General features: G+C 67.7%; 13 protein-coding genes. 6 read left to right on the forward strand and 7 right to left on the reverse strand.

What is annotated here, in order from left to right; genetic code table 11:
• Positions 1–8: 8 nt before the first annotated feature.
• Positions 9–578 carry a TetR family transcriptional regulator gene (locus ADBZ9K_RS22530; RefSeq protein WP_526624466.1) on the reverse strand — a complete coding sequence of 190 codons (570 nt, stop codon included), beginning with the start codon at positions 576–578 and terminating at the stop codon, positions 9–11.
• Between the two features lie 241 nt (positions 579–819).
• Here ADBZ9K_RS22530 and ADBZ9K_RS22535 point away from each other — a divergent pair, with 241 nt between their 5' ends.
• The 4 genes from ADBZ9K_RS22535 to ADBZ9K_RS22550 all read left to right on the forward strand — a co-directional run bounded on the left by ADBZ9K_RS22535 (position 820) and on the right by ADBZ9K_RS22550 (position 5,670).
• Complete coding sequence (locus ADBZ9K_RS22535; RefSeq protein WP_526624468.1) at positions 820–1,686, forward strand: amidohydrolase family protein; 867 nt, start codon at positions 820–822, stop codon at positions 1,684–1,686.
• A 6-nt stretch (positions 1,687–1,692) separates the two neighbouring features.
• The gene (locus ADBZ9K_RS22540; protein ID WP_526624470.1) at positions 1,693–3,918 is read left to right on the forward strand and encodes an acyl-CoA dehydrogenase family protein; all 2,226 of its coding nucleotides are present in this window, start codon (positions 1,693–1,695) and stop codon (positions 3,916–3,918) included.
• A 237-nt stretch (positions 3,919–4,155) separates the two neighbouring features.
• Positions 4,156–4,908, forward strand: a complete 753-nt coding sequence (locus tag ADBZ9K_RS22545) for a cutinase family protein (protein ID WP_526624472.1) — start codon at positions 4,156–4,158, stop codon at positions 4,906–4,908.
• 108 nt (positions 4,909–5,016) lie between these two features.
• A complete protein-coding gene (locus ADBZ9K_RS22550) occupies positions 5,017–5,670 on the forward strand; it encodes a nitroreductase (RefSeq protein ID WP_526624474.1) in 654 nt (217 codons plus the stop codon).
• Between the two features lie 84 nt (positions 5,671–5,754).
• On the opposite strand, the gene ADBZ9K_RS22555 is transcribed toward ADBZ9K_RS22550, so the two are convergent.
• The 4 genes from ADBZ9K_RS22555 to ADBZ9K_RS22570 form a co-directional block, all read right to left on the reverse strand.
• Entirely contained in the window at positions 5,755–6,423 is a 669-nt protein-coding gene (locus tag ADBZ9K_RS22555; RefSeq protein WP_526624476.1) for a L,D-transpeptidase family protein, read from the reverse strand.
• A gap of 91 nt (positions 6,424–6,514) precedes the next feature.
• Complete coding sequence (locus tag ADBZ9K_RS22560) at positions 6,515–6,796, reverse strand: SHOCT domain-containing protein (RefSeq protein WP_526624477.1); 282 nt, start codon at positions 6,794–6,796, stop codon at positions 6,515–6,517.
• Positions 6,797–6,812: 16 nt separating this feature from the next.
• Entirely contained in the window at positions 6,813–8,312 is a 1,500-nt protein-coding gene (locus tag ADBZ9K_RS22565; RefSeq protein WP_526624479.1) for a multicopper oxidase family protein, read from the reverse strand.
• Positions 8,313–8,386: 74 nt separating this feature from the next.
• Positions 8,387–9,643 (reverse strand): MgtC/SapB family protein, encoded by a 1,257-nt coding sequence (locus ADBZ9K_RS22570; protein ID WP_526624481.1) that lies wholly within the window; start codon positions 9,641–9,643, stop codon positions 8,387–8,389.
• A 143-nt stretch (positions 9,644–9,786) separates the two neighbouring features.
• Between ADBZ9K_RS22570 and ADBZ9K_RS22575 the strand changes: the two genes are divergently transcribed.
• A complete protein-coding gene (locus tag ADBZ9K_RS22575) occupies positions 9,787–10,251 on the forward strand; it encodes a hypothetical protein (protein ID WP_526624483.1) in 465 nt (154 codons plus the stop codon).
• Between the two features lie 17 nt (positions 10,252–10,268).
• Here the strand turns inward: ADBZ9K_RS22575 and ADBZ9K_RS22580 are convergent, their stop codons facing one another.
• Positions 10,269–11,099 carry an LLM class F420-dependent oxidoreductase gene (locus ADBZ9K_RS22580; RefSeq protein ID WP_526624485.1) on the reverse strand — a complete coding sequence of 277 codons (831 nt, stop codon included), beginning with the start codon at positions 11,097–11,099 and terminating at the stop codon, positions 10,269–10,271.
• 455 nt (positions 11,100–11,554) lie between these two features.
• On the opposite strand from ADBZ9K_RS22580, the gene ADBZ9K_RS22585 reads away from it, so the two are divergent.
• The gene (locus ADBZ9K_RS22585) at positions 11,555–13,561 is read left to right on the forward strand and encodes an MFS transporter (RefSeq protein WP_526625587.1); all 2,007 of its coding nucleotides are present in this window, start codon (positions 11,555–11,557) and stop codon (positions 13,559–13,561) included.
• Here the strand turns inward: ADBZ9K_RS22585 and ADBZ9K_RS22590 are convergent.
• Positions 13,494–15,164, reverse strand: coding sequence for a phospholipase D-like domain-containing protein (locus ADBZ9K_RS22590; RefSeq protein ID WP_526624486.1), 1,671 nt, complete (start codon positions 15,162–15,164; stop codon positions 13,494–13,496). The genes ADBZ9K_RS22585 and ADBZ9K_RS22590 overlap by 68 nt on opposite strands.
• Positions 15,165–15,229 lie beyond the last annotated feature (65 nt).

Below are 15,229 nucleotides of genomic sequence, written 5' to 3' on the forward strand. Positions count from 1 at the left end.
CGCCGAGCCTAGCCGGGCTGTGCCGCCGCGAGCAGAACCCGCGCGACCCACTCGACGTGGCTCAGCGACTCCTCCAGCGTGAGCCGGCCGGCGAGCAACCCCGCCAGCGCGGCGCTCAGCGCGGCATTGAGTCCGAAGCTGACATTGGGAATCACCGCTGGAGCGACGCCAGCCAGCAGGCGGTCGAGCAGTTCGACGTTGGTGCGTTGCATCTGGTCGATGGTCGACTTCACCTCGGGGTCGGTCGAGGTCATCATCTGCAGCATCAACGCCGTCATCTCGGGGTTGCGATTGAACGCGCGCTGGGCACGGCGCAAATAGTCCAGGACCCCCGGTAGCGGATCGCTGCCGCTCGGGCCACCGGACAGGACCCGCCTGGTCAGCCGCTTCTGCCAGTCCTCGAGGGCGGCGGCGAGCAGGTTCTCCTTCGAACTGAAGTAGCGGTAGAGGGTGGCCAGTGCGACTTCCGAACGGTGGGCCACATCGCGCATCTGCACCGCGTCGGCGCCGACCTCGCCGATCAGGCCGACCACTTCTTCGATGATCCTGGCCCGCCGCGCCAGCTGACCGCTGCTCATATCCGACAGCGGGATGACGCGTCCGGCGTGCGGCACCAGATCGGCGGCTGGGGTGTTGACGGTGCGACCTCCGCTTCGGATCCGACGCAGGACGGACGCAAGAACGCCCTTCTGTGATGTTACGTGAATCTGCGCCGTCGTCACACACTTGTCCCAGCTAGCGGCTTGACACTCGGTAGAACCGTGTTTCACGATGTGCGGCAGCGGCGGTACCGTCGCGCGCTTGTGACGGGAGGACGCGATGGCCGGACCGGTCGGCCTGCCGGTCATCGACACGATGATCGGATTCCCCCGTGAGGGGTTCGCCCAGTACGACTTCATCCGCAAGCAGACCAAGGACCGCGAGTCCAAGGAAGGCTTCGAGTTCCCCGTCGAGTACATGTTCACCGACGTGCCCAAGGGGCTGCCGACCGACGATCCGGTGTCCCTGCTGCTGCAGCAGATGGATCGGTTCGGTATCGAGAAGGCCATGGTCAGCGTCAGCGACGAGTCCGCCCAGCTGGCGTTGAGGATGTTCCCGGACCGGTTCATCCCGTCCGGCTCGGTCTCGGACCCCAACGACGTCATGGGGTCGGTGACCGCGATCCGCCGCGACTACGAGCAGTACGGCATACGGGCGACGACGGTCTTCCCCGCCGGCGCCTTCCCGCAGGTGCCCATCGACGATCCGAAGATGTACCCGATCTATGCCGCCTGCGTCGAAATCGGCATCCCGATCTTCGTCTGCGCCGGGATACCGGGACCGCGGGTTCCGTTTGCACCGCAGGAAGTTTCGCGCATCGATATCGTGATGTTCGACTTCCCCGATTTGGTGTTCGTCACCCGCCACGGCTGCGAACCGTGGGAGGACCTCGCGGTCAAGCTGATGCTGAAGTGGCCCAACCTCTACTACTCGACGTCGGCCTTCGCGCCCAAGTACTACCCCAAGGCCATCCTCGACTACGCCAACTCCCGTGGCGCGGACAAGGTGATCTATGCCGGCTACTTCCCGATGGGCCTGTCCCTGGAGCGCATCTTCAGCGACCTTCCCAACGTGCCCTTCACCGACGAGGTGTGGCCGAAGTTCCTCTACGGCAACGCCGCTCGAATTCTAGGTCTGGAGAACTGACACCCCATGGCTTTGGCAATCACGACTGAGCAGGAGCAACTGGCCGCGGCGGTGACGCAGTTCGCGGCCCGGCATGCACCGCTGGACAAGACCCGGGCTGCCTTCGACTCGATCGCGGCCGGCGAGTTGCCTACCTGGTGGGAGGAGTTCACCGCCCACGGTTTCCACGCGGTGCACATTCCCGAGGAGGCCGGCGGTCAGGGCGGCACGCTCAACGACATGGCCTGTGTCATCGAAGCGGCCGCGGCAGCACTGCTGCCGGGCCCGTTGCTGAGTACCGCGACGGCCAGTGCCGTGGCCACGCTGGCCGATACCTCGGCGACGGGGCTGCTGGCCGATCTGGCTGCCGGGGCGACGGCCGTCGTCGTATTGCCGGAGGATTCCGGCGTGCGCGCCATCGCCGACGGTGCCGGATGGCGATTGCGGGGCTCGACCAGCACGACTCTGGGACTGTGTGCAGCACAACATATTCTGGTTGCCGCGCACACTGAGGACGATGCGACGGCATGGTTCGCACTCGATACCCGGTCGCCCGGCCCGGGCCTGTCTGTGCAGCAGCAGCGCGGCACCGACCTGAGTACCGATGTCGGTGTTCTCACGCTCAATGACCACGCCGTCGCCGCCGAGGCCGTGCTGTCCGGTATTCCCGCCGAACGGGCCCGGTGCGTCGTGGCGGCCCTGGCGGCCTGCGCGTCGGCGGGCACGGTACGCAAAGGCGTCGAGACGGCCGTGGACTACATCCGCATCCGTGAGCAGTTCGGCAAGCCGGTCGGCTCCTTTCAGGCGCTACAGCACAAGGCTGCGATCCTGCTGGTGAACGCCGAGATGGCCGCGGCAGCCGCCTGGGATTCGGTGCGCGCCGTCGACGAGAGCATCGAGCAACACCGACTGGCCGCCGCGTCGGCCGCACTGATGGCGGTCTGCGCCGGACCCGATCTGATGCTCGATGCCCTGCTGATGTTCGGCGCCATCGGCTACACCTGGGAGCACGATATCCATCTGTACTGGCGCCGCGCCACCAGCCTTTCGGCGTCCCTGGGGCCCGTCACCCGGTGGGGCCGCGAAGCCGGTGAACTCGCCCGGACCCTGAACCGCTCCACCACAGTCAATCTCGGCGACGTCGAGGCGGACTTTCGGGCGGGGGTCGCCGAGGTCCTGGATCGCGCAGTGAAATTGGAGAACGAGAATCCGAGCGACGACCCTCGAGCACCCGGTCTGGCCTATGGGTCTCAGCGTGACCTCCTGACCGAGGAGGGTCTGGTTGCCCCACACCTGGCACCGCCCTGGGGTCTCGGCGCATCACCGGTACAGCAGGTGGTCATCGCCGAGGAATTCGACAGGCGGCCCGAGTTGGTGCGGCCCTCGCTCAACATCGCCGAGTGGATCCTGCCCGCGATCCTCGACAGCGGCACCGACGGCCAGCGCGAGCGGTTCACCGAGCCGATCCTGCGGGGCACTCAGCGCTGGTGCCAGTTGTTCAGCGAGCCGGGGGCCGGTTCGGATCTGGCCGCGTTGAGTACCCGCGCCAACAAGGTGGACGGCGGGTGGCTGATCAACGGGCACAAGATCTGGACGTCGTCGGCCCACGTCGCACAGTTCGGGGCGCTGCTGGCGCGCACCGATCCTGATGCCTCCAAACACCGCGGCATCAGCTACTTCCTGATCGACATGGCGTCGCCGGGTATCGACGTCAGCCCGATCAAGCAGGCCAGCGGGCGCTTCCACTTCAACGAGGTGTTCTTCACCGACGTCTTCGTCCCCGACGACATGCTGGTCGGCAACCCCGGCGACGGGTGGGATCTAGCGGTGGCCACGATGGCCGTCGAGCGCACCGCGATCGGCAACTACGTCAATATCGATCGCTCGCAAGCGCTTCGCCGGGTGGCCGATACCGAGAGTCCCGATCACGACGCCGTGCTGCAGGCCCTGGGCGGGATCGAAGCCCACACCACCGCCATCAAGGCCATGGTGCTGCGCGAAACCCTGCGGCTGGTCCAGGGCCAGGGCCCCGGGCCCACCTCGAGTATCGCCAAGTACGCGATGGTCATGCTGCTGCGGCGTGCCTCGACGGCCACCCTCGGCCTCACCGGACGCCTTGGGATGCTGGAAGATTCAGATCCCGCCGTGATCAAGCCGTACTTTGATATGCCCTCCGAGCTCATCGGTGGCGGTACGGCCGAGATTCAGCTGACGATCATCGCCTCGATGATTCTTGGCCTGCCGCGGAAATAGGACGTCGGACGACGTCAACGCCGCGCGGGTGATGCGCGATCCCGCGAGCCTGTAGCTACCGTGCCGGTTACTCTCTCGATGAGCGCCGCCGCCATCTGAACACGAACGCCTTCCTGCTAGCCGGTAGAGCATCTGACCGGTAGCGGTCGCCGTGGCTGGGTGCCAGCGTCGATGTGCCGCGATAGCGGCTGAGGGACCGTTGGGACACCACAACGACGTCTCGGCGAAGGGCTCATCATGAACCGCAGCACCGGATCGAAGGTCACTCCACAATCTCGCGTGTTCCGCGGGCTCGCCGCGGCCGGCGTGTCCGCCGCGGCGCTGATGGCCCCGCAGGCGACGCCGGTGGCCGCCGCCGATGATTGCCCGGACGTCGAGGTCGTCTTCGCCCGCGGCACCTTCGAGGCGCCGGGCGTGGGCGCCACCGGCCAGGCCTTCATCGACGCGCTCACCGCTCGGCTCAATGGCAAGGACACCGTCGGCGTGTACCCGGTGAACTATCCGGCCTCGCTGGACTTCCAGCAGGCAGCCGACGGCGTCGCCGACGCCAGCACCAAGATCGAGTCGATCTCGGCGAGCTGCCCGAGCACCAAGATCGTGCTCGGCGGCTACTCGCAGGGCGCCGCGGTGGCCGGATACACCACCACCGAGACCGTGCCGGCCGGCTTCGTCTTGCCCAGCGGTATCAACGGACCGATGCCCCCGGCGATCGCGCCCCATGTCGCGGCGGTGGTGTTGTTCGGTACGCCGTCGACGTGGTTCGTCAACCTGGTCGACCACAGCGCACCGCCGATCGACGTCGGTGGGCTCTATGCGCCCAAGACACTCGAGTTGTGCGCTGCCGGTGATCCGGTGTGCGCCCCCGGCGGTCTCGACCGCGCCGCCCACAGCGCCTACAAGGACAACGGGATGGCCGATCAGGCCGCCGCTTTCGTCGTCAACGCGCTCGCGGGCGCACCGGCCGCGGCGGCGCACCAGGAGACCGTGTAACCGGTCGCCCAGTCTCCGGCCGGCGGTTCGGGATGCGAATCGCCATCGGCGACACTTTCCCCATGCGACGGATAGGTCACCGTCCGCGACTGACGAAGGCGGGAAGCGATGCACGACCTCGAGCAGGCCATCACCGAACGCCGGTCGACCCGGCTGTTCCTGCGCGACAAGCCGGTACCGGAGGAGTTGGTGCTGGAGTCACTGGAGCTGGCGATCCGGGCACCGTCGAACTCCAACATCCAGCCATGGCAGGTCGTCTTTGCATCCGGCCCGGCCCGTGACCGGTTGGCCGAGGCGCTGCTTGGACAGGCCGATGTCGCCGCCCCGAGCGTCCCGGCACTCCCGGATCGCTTTGCCCACCTGCGCAGCGACCTGGGCGCGCTGGTCTACGGCTCGATGGGGATCTCCCGTCACGACGCCGAGGCCAGACGCATTGCCGTGCTGCGCAATTGGGAGTTCTTCCGCGCGCCGCTGGCCGGCGTGGTCTGCATGCATCGCGATCTGGGCTACGTCGATGCCGTCGGGGTGGGGATGTTCCTGCAGACCTTCCTGCTCGCGCTGACCGCCCGCGGACTCGGCAGCTGCGTCCAGGTGTCAGTGGCCGGATACCCCGAGGTCTTACGCCACCACCTCAGCATCGGCGAGGACATGCGCATCCTCTGCGGCGTCGCTATCGGCTACCCCGATCCCGAGTTCGCAGCCAACAGGATCACCGTGCCGCGCAACCCGCTCGACCATAACGTCGTCTTCCGGAACAGCTGAGCCGACCAGTTGCAACCCGGCTGCCGATGCCGACGGCACACCCGGTGCGGCGGCCGCACCAGGGACGGCCACCGCGCCGCGCGGTCATCCCGCGGACGGGATCAGCGACGGGTCGCCGACCCCGATGGTGATCTGCGGGTTGGCCGCGGGATCGAGCCAGTTGAGCACCGACCGCATCTCGTCGCGGCCGATGGCCACGCATCCCCAGGTGGGATTGCCGTCGGTCACGTGGAGAAAGATCCCGGCGACCCGCCCCGGAATCCGCTGCGGGTTGACCGTGATGTTGACGGCGTAGTCGTAGACCGGGCCGGAGTCATACAGGTTCTCCGCGATGGCTGACGGCTTGTTCGGCCCGTGCACATGGGTGTTGTAGGTCGGCGACTTGGCGTCCTCGTCCCACCAATCCTGATTGGTGGCTTGGAAATACGGCATTTTAGTGCCGGGATCGGGCTGGCGGCCGAACGCCTGGTCGAACGTGAAGGTTCCCACGGGGGTGCGATAGACGCCATCGGCGGGCGCACCAACACCCAACTCCCCCACCTTGGCCGGTGTTGGCCCCAGAACGACTTTCCACTCCTGGCCGACCCGCTGGAACGCGGTCAGGCTTCCGGTGGTCGCACTGGCGGCGGGAACCCCGACGACGATCCACTGGGTGGACTGACCGGCCGCGGGGTCAGCACCGGCGGGCGCGGCAAGCGGCAGACTCAATATGACCAGCGCCGCAACGCTCGCAAATGTCCTGGCTAGTGTCACGGGCGCTCCGGGGATGTACTGACGACGGCGCGTTCATGGTAGCCGCCGGCCCCAGCCAAAACGCCGAAGCGCCGCCTCGCGTCCTACCGCGTCACGATAGGGGTGGGAGGTGATCCGGGTTGGTCAGCACACCCAGACGCTGGCGGTACTCGGTCTGGTCGATCTCACCGCGGGCGAACCGGGCGGCCAGGATCTGCTCGGGCGACTCGGCGTACGTCGGCGGCACAGGACGGCGTCGGTAGGGCGCGGCACCGGAGGTGGACCGAATCAACACCACGATCCCGACGATGACAAGCGTCGAGAACAACAGCATGCCAATTCCCATACCGGCGTAGCCCCACCACCCCAGACCGTTTCCGTACCAGAACATCATCGCGTCACCTCGAGCGTCAGTTCACGTAGTCGAGCATGGTCATCATTCCGGCCTCCATGTGATATCCGTTGTGGCAGTGCAACATCCATGTTCCGGGATTGTCGGCGACCAGCCTGACCGCGACGGTCTGCATCGGTGTGACGATGACGGTGTCCTTGCGCGGCCCCGGTTTCCCGTCGGGTGTGACGACCTGGAAGGTGTGGCCGTGCAGATGCATCGGGTGCCACATCATCGTTTGGTTGCGCAATGTCAACGTGGCATGCTCGCCGTGGCGGATGGTCAGCGGAACCGTCTGGTCGAAGGCGCGACCGTTGATAGTCCAGTCGTATCCCATCATCGACCCCGTCAACCGCGCCTCGAGCGCCACATCGCCACCGCCGGGTGCCAGCACCGCCTGCGGCGCCGCAGTGAACATGTCGACGGTCCCGATGCGGCCGTTGAGCTCTGGCGGCCGGAACCCGGCATCCGGGGCGGCTCCGGCCGCGGTCGACAGCAGTGCCCTGGCCGTCCCGTTCTTGCCCTCGGCCAGCGCCACCAACGGGAAGACTCCGTCCCCTGCGGTGACGATCACGTCGTAGCGCTCCCCCATCCCGAGCAGCAGACCGTCGACATCGGTCGGCGCGACGGGGAATCCGTCGGTGTGGGTCACCGTCATGCGGTGCCCGCCGAGCGCGACCCGGAACGCCGTGTCGGCTCCGGCGTTGATGATGCGGATGCGGATGCGTTGACCGGGCTTGGCCACGAAAGTGGTTGGTGCGACTGGGATCCTGCCGTTGATCAGGTAGTAGGGGTAGCTGACGTCGCCACCGTCACCGCCGAGCAGGGGACTTGAGCCGGGGGTCCCGCTCATGGCGCCCATGTGGCCCATCCCGCCCATACCCTGGGACCGCAGGCCGTCGAAAATCTGCGCGGGGCTGCTGCCCACTCCCGACGTCCAGTCGTCGAGCGTGACGATCCACTCGGCGTCGTAGCGTCCCGGCTCAGCCGGGTCGTCGATGATCACCGGAAGGTACAGGCCGAAGTCGGTGTCCAGGCCCGTGTGCGGGTGGGCCCAGTAGGTGCCGGCATGGGGAGCGCTGAATCGGTAGGTGAAGGTTGCGCCCGAGGCGATGTTCGGTGTTGCCGGTGCGGCGCCGTCCATGTCGTTGCGCAGCGCGATGCCGTGCCAATGTACCGAGGTTGGGTGATCGAGGGCGTTGGTGACGCTAACGGCGAGCTCATCACCGACGTTGGCACGCAGCAGCGGTGCGGGAATCTGGTTGTCGTAGGCCAGGGTTCGGGCCACCGGGCCGCCCAGATCGATGTCAGCCGGCCCCGGTGTCAGAGTCCTGGTCACGGTCCGGCCGGTATGCGGGCGGGCAGCCTCGGTCGCGGCGATCACGTCCCGACGGGGCGGGCCCGCTGCGCTCGGCGCGGCGGGCTTGCTACAGGCGACCAGGGCGGCGCCACCGAGGACGCCGGCCGCCAGGAAGGTGCGGCGCGTCAGGGGACGGGTGGTGCGGTGTGGCCGGTTCATCACAGCGATCGTGGGCCGCGCCGGCAGGGGATTTGATGGTCTTTGTATGAAGATTTGCTCAAGAACGCGGCGGGTCACGCCGTGGTGATTGCCAGGGTCAGGGCGACACCGAACACGACGGCGGGTGCGGCCATGCCAGCGGTGAACCCGAGACCGAAGCGACGCCCGCCTGCGGTGAACGCCAGCACGATTTTGACCAGCAGGTTCGAGCCGAGTGCCGCCGCGACGGCGACCAGCGCGGTGCCGACGCTGATGTCCCCCTTGGCTGCCAGGGTGGCGGCGGCTACCGATCCGGCGTGCGCATCGGCAAGGCCGGCCGCGAACGCCGCCAGTACCGCCCCCTGGGGGCCCAGCACGTCCGCTCCCCACCGCCCCACCAGCAGCGCGAGGGTCAGCACCGCGGCCAAGATCAGTGCGGGCCGCAGCGCGAACGGGCGGTCGGCCTTCGGTGGTTGGCCACCGTCGCCCTCGGTGGGACGATCCGGATCGGTCTTGACGGCGCCCCGGTAGACGAACGCGGCGATCCCCACCAGCACGAGCGTTGCCGCGGCCACGGGCAGCCAGAGCCGCCGCAGTACCTCGACGTCGACCAGGCCGATCACAACGAGCAGCTGCACGAATGTGGCGAGGCTGGCCAGCAGGGCGCTGGCCAGCGGTGCGCGGACGCCGGCGGCGGTCCGGCTGGCCCGGCCCATCGAGGCGGTCGTCGCGCTTGCGGAGACGAAGCCGCCGGCCAGGCCGGTGACCAGCAGGCCGCGTTGGGGACCCAGCGCGCGAACGCCGATGTAACCCAGCCAGCCGATGCCGGTGAGTAGGACGACAAGAAGCCAGACCTTGGCGGGATTGAGCACCCCGTAGGGCCCGATCTGCTGGTCGGGTAACAACGGCAGGATTACGAACGCGACCACGAAGAACTTGATGGCGTCTTCGAGTTCGACCTCACTGACGATGTCGCGGGCGAAGCGGTGGATGCGAGTTTTCGAGACCAGTAAGACGACGACGACCACGGCGAGGGCCACAGCGAGGGCCGGTCGGGTGTAGGCCAGCGCTCCGAGGAGGTAGGTGACGACGGCGGCGATCTCGGTGGTGGTGCCCGGGTCGTCGGCGCTGGTGCGGAAGTAGGCCAGTGCCAGCAGCGCCCCGATACCGAGCAGCCCGGCGACCACCGCCCACTGACTGAAGCTTGCGGCGATGGCACCGGCCAGCGACAGCAGCGCGAATGAACGGGAACCGGCCGGGATTTTGCGCGCGTGACTGCGTTCCCGCTCGAAACCGAGCAGCAGTCCGATGGCCAGTGCCACCAGGAACGGCTGAATGAGCTGCCAGTTCACCCCGAACTCCTACCACACGGATTGCGTCCGTTGTCATTTCGATATGCAGGTTTGTCCCATTTGCAACGTGGGTAACTTCAGTCACAGCGCCGACTCGTCGGCGCCTTCCTCACCACGAAGAAAGAGTCGAATGGGATATCGCTATGAACACCGTCCTTTACTTCAGCACCCACGGCCCCGTCTATGAAACCCGCGCCTACACTCAGGCCGACATCGACCGACTCATCCACGACAACCACCTGCAGTGCCTGACCAGCACCGACCGGCAGTTCGACTTCTGGTTCAGCCCGTCGGCACGCGGTTGCCAGGCGACCACCAACCGCCGCGCTACCGAATTGCTCTTAGCGACAACTAAATTCAGCGCGAAGACCGTTCCCTTGTTGCCCGGCGGTGTGGTCGTCGCCACCCATGACGAAGGTGGCGAACTCGACGGACTGAGCTGGCAACAGCTCGACCTCCTGATCCGCCGCAACCGCGCGCTCACCAACCGCGAGTTGCGGGTCCTCCAGCGCCGGGCGGAGCGCCATGACCGTCGCCGAGCCCGCCAGGCACCGCCCGCCAGCGTCGCTCCGCGCAGCGCCACACCACGCACGCCGGTTTCGCACTGAAACCACGTGCTGCACGGCTATCCCCGGTACTGCGCGACCTTTTCCGCGTAGCCGTCCAGCAGGCGCAGTGATTCGTCGAGCGGTCGCGTCGGCAAGAGCAGACCAAGCTGGCCGAATCCCAGGTCGTCGGCGGCATGCCAATAGTCGGGGTCCACCGGCGTGCCGAACATGACCAGCGGCACCGCATGGCCGGCGCCGTCGCGGAGTTGCTCGATTCGGTGCGACAGCCGCTCGACGGGCAGCGGGTTGGAGATCCAGCCGGCGTCGTGGCGGATCACCCGCTTGACGGTGGCGTCAGAGTCGCCGCCGATCAGGATGGGCGGGTGCGGCTTTCGAACCGGCTTCGGGCGGCAGAACGAGGCGCCGAAGTCGACGTAGGTGCCGTGGTACTCCGCAGGTTCCTCGGTCCACAGGGCTTTGATGGCCTCGATGCGCTCGTCGAGGAGGGCGCCGCGCGTCTTGGGGTCGGTGCCGTGATCGCGCAGTTCTTCGATATTCCATCCCGCTCCGACGCCGAATACGAAGCGACCGCCGGAGATCAAGTCGATGCTGGCGGCCTCTTTGGCGGTGATGATCGGGTCGCGCTGAATCAGCAAGGCGATCCCGGTGACCAATTCGATGCGCGAGGTCACTGCGGCTGCCGCCGCCAAGGTGACGAATGGGTCCAGGGTGCGGTAGTAGATCGACGGCAGGTCGCCGCCCGCCGGGTAAGGCGACTCCCGGCTGGCCGGGATGTGCGTGTGCTCGGCGATACTCAGCGAGTCGAATCCGCGCTCCTCGATCGCCCGCGCCAACGAGACGGTGTCGATGGTGTCGTCGTTAACGAATGTGGAGATGCCGAATTTCATGGGCGCGCCCTCCTGTGCCGTCGGGTGAAGGCTGGCGACGCCAGTCCGCACAACGCTATTCCCCGAATGTCGGTCAAGTCCACATCGTGACCAGAACGAAGCACCGGGTTACCTCGAGCCGCCGATGTCGCCGGGATGGTCTACGAAATCGTCAAAGTTATTGCTGTAGTTGATGATGTGCTTTCTCTTGGCGTCCAACGCCGGGTACAGCATCTCGCTTGGGTGGTCCGCGGTCTCGGCGACACGTGACGTGTGGGCGGCACACGACCGGTTGTGGCGCTCGCAACACCTGCGCTGCCCGACGCGACACAATTGCATAGAGAAACTAAGGTTATGGTTACCCGCAGCGCCCGGCGGGCACCGCTGCTAGCGCACCGCCGACGAGCCCCGGGAACAGAACCGGTGCCGACCAAGTTGGAGGCTCATGTGTCCGGCCTGAAGATGATGACCCGGTGATGCGCCAGGGCCCGCTCGCCGGACGGTACCCAGCCGTGGCCGCCATGGTTACCCTCGCGCTGATTCCCTACCTCGCGCTGTCTGCGGCGATCGATCCGCTGATCCCGATCATCGCCGATGAGCTTCACATCACCACCCAGACCATGACGCTGGCATCCGGCCTGGGAAACGCCGCCTACGCGGTGGGCACCGTCTTGGCGGTTCAGTTCGCCCAGCACTTACCGCAGCGCCGCATGCTGCTGGTCTATGCGGTGGTGTTAGTCGTCGGCTCGGTGCTCGCCGCGGCAGCACAGGATGCCGGCATGTACATCGCCGGACACGTACTGCAGGGGCTGGCCACCAGCATGCTGCTGATCGCCGCCGCGCCGCCGCTGACCATCGGCTTTCCGCGGGACAAATTGCGGCACACCGCGGTGATCATGAACATGTGCGTGTTCGGAGCGGTCGCCCTGGGGCCGTTCATCGGAGGCGCACAGGCCGAGGCGCACGCCTGGCGCCCGCTGTTCTGGATCATCGCCGGCATCGCCCTGCTGGCCTTGGTGATGGCCGCGCTGACCTTCGAAGACGCCCCACCTGCCGACCGCGACGCACCGCTTGACCTGCCCGCCATCGCGCTGGCAGCGGTCGGCTGCACCGCCGCCTTCGTCGGTGCAGCACAGCTGACCAGCCACGGATTCAGCGACCGGGCTGTGACCCTGCCCATGTTCGGGGGGCTGGCGTTGATCGTGGTGCTCATCGTCTACCAGTTCCGGGCCCGTCGTCCGCTGCTGACGGTTCGCCCCATGCTGACAAGCGCGATCCCCGTCGCCGGAGTCGGTGTCGCGCTGTTCGCAGCCGCCGCATCGGTGGCGGCCACCGTCCTGACGGCCAACGTGCTGTTGCAGACCTACAGCCCGGTGCACGTCGGCCTGCTGTACCTGCCCGAACTCGGTGGGGCCATCGTGATGGCGTTCGTATTCGGCCGGGTGATCAGCCGCCGCGCGATGCACTTTCTGCCGCTGGTCGGGATGGCGCTGCTGGCGCTGGGAATCCTCGTCTTCCGGATCGGTCTGCCCGCCAGCCAGCCCCTGGCGATGGTTGGCGCAGCACTAACCGGGCTAGCGCTCGGCGCCGCGGTCGCGCCTGCGCTGTTCGTGGCCGGTTTCTCGCTGCAGTCGAACAGCCTGCAGCGGGTCTTCGCGATCATCGAGTTGATGCGCGCGGTGGCCGCGTTCATGGTCGCCCCGATCCTCGCCCGATTCGCCGCGACCGCGGCCGGCGGCGACACCGTCACCGGCACCGGGATAGCGCTCTGGATCGGCTTCGGGCTGGCAGTCGGCGGCGCCGTCTTCGGCGTGCTCGTCTACCTGCTCAGCGGAGCCCGACCCCAGACCCCTGACCTGGACCGGTTCCTCGACGGGGACTTTCCCGCCTGGTATTCCCCACCGCTGCTGGCAAAGCTCCGCTCCGGCAGGTCAGAACCTGCCCTGGAGATCGGCGACGCCGGGCCGGCTCCCGCACCGGCGCGCCCCGTCGCCGGCGACACCGGCCCGGTGCTGTTCGCCTACGACGGTTCGGCGCTGGCCCAGCGGGCCATTCGCCGGGCCGCCGAACAACTGGGGGCGGCCAAGGACGCGCTGGTGGTATGCGTATGGCGACCGGTCGACGTCGGCTTCACCCCGGTCGACGGCCAACCCTTCGACCCGGACAAGGCCACCGAAGTCAGGCGCGCCGCCGAACGGACTGCGGCACACGGGGCGGCATTGGCGGCCGAGGCCGGATTCACGGCCCACGCCATCGCGGTGGAGGCCGCGCCCACCTGGAAAGGTATTGTCGCCGCCGCCCATGACCACAACGCCAGCCTGGTCGTGCTCGGCCCGCACCGACGCAGCGGCCTGCTGGGCCATTCGTTCGGCAGCGTCGCCGCCGCCGTCGTCGCACATACCGATACCGCGCTCCTCATCGTCCCCGAGCGCTCCGACGACGTTGTGGCCGAGGCGGATCTGGCCGCAGCCGGGTGCCGGTAGGCACGACGGACCCGCCCGCAATGGCTCCACCAGGCGGATCGGCCGAGACCAGCGTCGGCGGGGGCTGCCCCGGCCGCAGGAATCCCCACAGCGGGGAGGCCCGAGCCAACGGCCACGTCAACACCCCGGAGACCAGACTCCACACGCTCTCACCGATCGACGGCGGCACCTGGTCGGGGTCCATCAGATCGTTCTCGGCCAGCGGGCCCGCATCGGCGGACACCATGAACTCGGTGAACTTTCGCAGGGACCGGCCGGTCCCTCGCAGCGAATTGATTGCCTGCAGAAATGAGTTGTGCTGCACCACTTCCCGTTGAAAGGTCTCGACCGGTACACCCAGGTGTTCGGCCGCCAGCCCGTCGCGGATGAGCGCGATCTGGCGGCGCACGTCCTGACCGCCCCGCGCGGGCGCCTCCAGCACCAGGTCACACTCACTGTCGAAGCCCAACGACCGGTTGTTGAGGTTCGACGAGCCAATGCGCAGCAAGCGGTCGTCAACCGCCATGACCTTCGAATGCACGTAGACCGATATCCCGCCCTTGACTGCCGGCCAGTAGATACCGAGTCGGCCATGCTGATCGGCCTCCCAGAGCAGATGCACCAACCGTTCGCGTGCGCTGTCCATCGACTGCCGCTCGAGCCGGCTCTCGGACCTGCGGGGCAGCACGATCACCACCTCCGGCCCGTCGGGTTCCCGCAGCCGCGCCGCGAGCGCCTCCGCCAGGCTGCGCGCGGCCAGGTACTGGTTCTCCAGATAGATGACGTCGCGCGCCGCCGCGATCGCCGCCAAGTTCAGCGCCTCGACCTCACGCGCCTCGGGGTGGTTCGGCAACGACGGCATGGTGCGGGCAACACCCACCTCCACTTCGCGCAGCGCCGGCTGCAGGGGATCCGGCCACGCCGACTCCCCAGGTTCGACCGCGGGCAACGCCTCACCGGTCGCGCCCTCCCACCGGGCACGTGCCTGCTCACCCAGGACCCTCGCCGCGGCACCGTCGACCACCGCGGCCACCTCGTGGCGCGGACCGTACGGCTCTCCGGGAGACCGCCGGCCCGGGTCGTCGGGAAGGTGTGCTCGGGTGTCCCATCGTCCCAACGTGAGATCGATACCACCGCAGAAGGCGACCGCATCGTCGATCACCACGATCTTCTGGTGATGCACCGCGCCCGTCGGATGCGCGCCGTCGACCGCTAAATGCATTCGCCGCGAAGTGATCTGGTTGAGCAGTTCGACGGGGGTGACCCCGAACCAGAAGCCGTCGAACGCCGGTAACAGGCGCAGGTTGGACTTCAGCAAGTGCACCCGTAACTCGGGGCGACGCCACAGCAGCCAGTGCAGGAACCAACCCAGCGAGTTGGGGCCGTCCAGGGCGGGTGTGCCGGCCTCGAACGTCATCCTCGAGTCGAGGTCCCAGCCGATGATTATGATCCGGTGCTGGGCCCGCAGCATCGCGGCTTTCACGTGTGCGAGGTAGTCGGCGCCGTCGACGACGGGTGCGAACTGATCGGCGACCGCGGTCTGCCAGCAGGTCCGGCCGGGTACCAGCAGGCGGCCATCGCCGGCCGCGGCCGCCTGGCCCACGGTCTTCTGCTCGTCCGCCACTGTTCGACCTTCCTCAGAACTGCTCCCTACATTGGACGGCCCACGGACCGGCCTGTCGAGACGCG

The organism is Mycobacterium sp. (genome assembly GCF_965229265.1).
GTDB lineage: Bacteria > Actinomycetota > Actinomycetes > Mycobacteriales > Mycobacteriaceae > Mycobacterium.

Excerpts from the sequence above, each read along its gene's own strand:
- ADBZ9K_RS22565 (WP_526624479.1), bottom strand. The coding sequence starts at position 8,312 with ATGAACCGGCCACACCGCACCACCCGTCCCCTGACGCGCCGCACCTTC.
- ADBZ9K_RS22535 (WP_526624468.1), top strand. The coding sequence starts at position 820 with ATGGCCGGACCGGTCGGCCTGCCGGTCATCGACACGATGATCGGATTC.
- ADBZ9K_RS22560 (WP_526624477.1), bottom strand. The coding sequence starts at position 6,796 with ATGATGTTCTGGTACGGAAACGGTCTGGGGTGGTGGGGCTACGCCGGT.
- ADBZ9K_RS22575 (WP_526624483.1), top strand. The coding sequence starts at position 9,787 with ATGAACACCGTCCTTTACTTCAGCACCCACGGCCCCGTCTATGAAACC.
- ADBZ9K_RS22540 (WP_526624470.1), top strand. The coding sequence starts at position 1,693 with ATGGCTTTGGCAATCACGACTGAGCAGGAGCAACTGGCCGCGGCGGTG.
- ADBZ9K_RS22545 (WP_526624472.1), top strand. The coding sequence starts at position 4,156 with ATGAACCGCAGCACCGGATCGAAGGTCACTCCACAATCTCGCGTGTTC.
- ADBZ9K_RS22580 (WP_526624485.1), bottom strand. The coding sequence starts at position 11,099 with ATGAAATTCGGCATCTCCACATTCGTTAACGACGACACCATCGACACC.
- ADBZ9K_RS22585 (WP_526625587.1), top strand. The coding sequence starts at position 11,555 with ATGCGCCAGGGCCCGCTCGCCGGACGGTACCCAGCCGTGGCCGCCATG.
- ADBZ9K_RS22550 (WP_526624474.1), top strand. The coding sequence starts at position 5,017 with ATGCACGACCTCGAGCAGGCCATCACCGAACGCCGGTCGACCCGGCTG.
- ADBZ9K_RS22530 (WP_526624466.1), bottom strand. The coding sequence starts at position 578 with ATGAGCAGCGGTCAGCTGGCGCGGCGGGCCAGGATCATCGAAGAAGTG.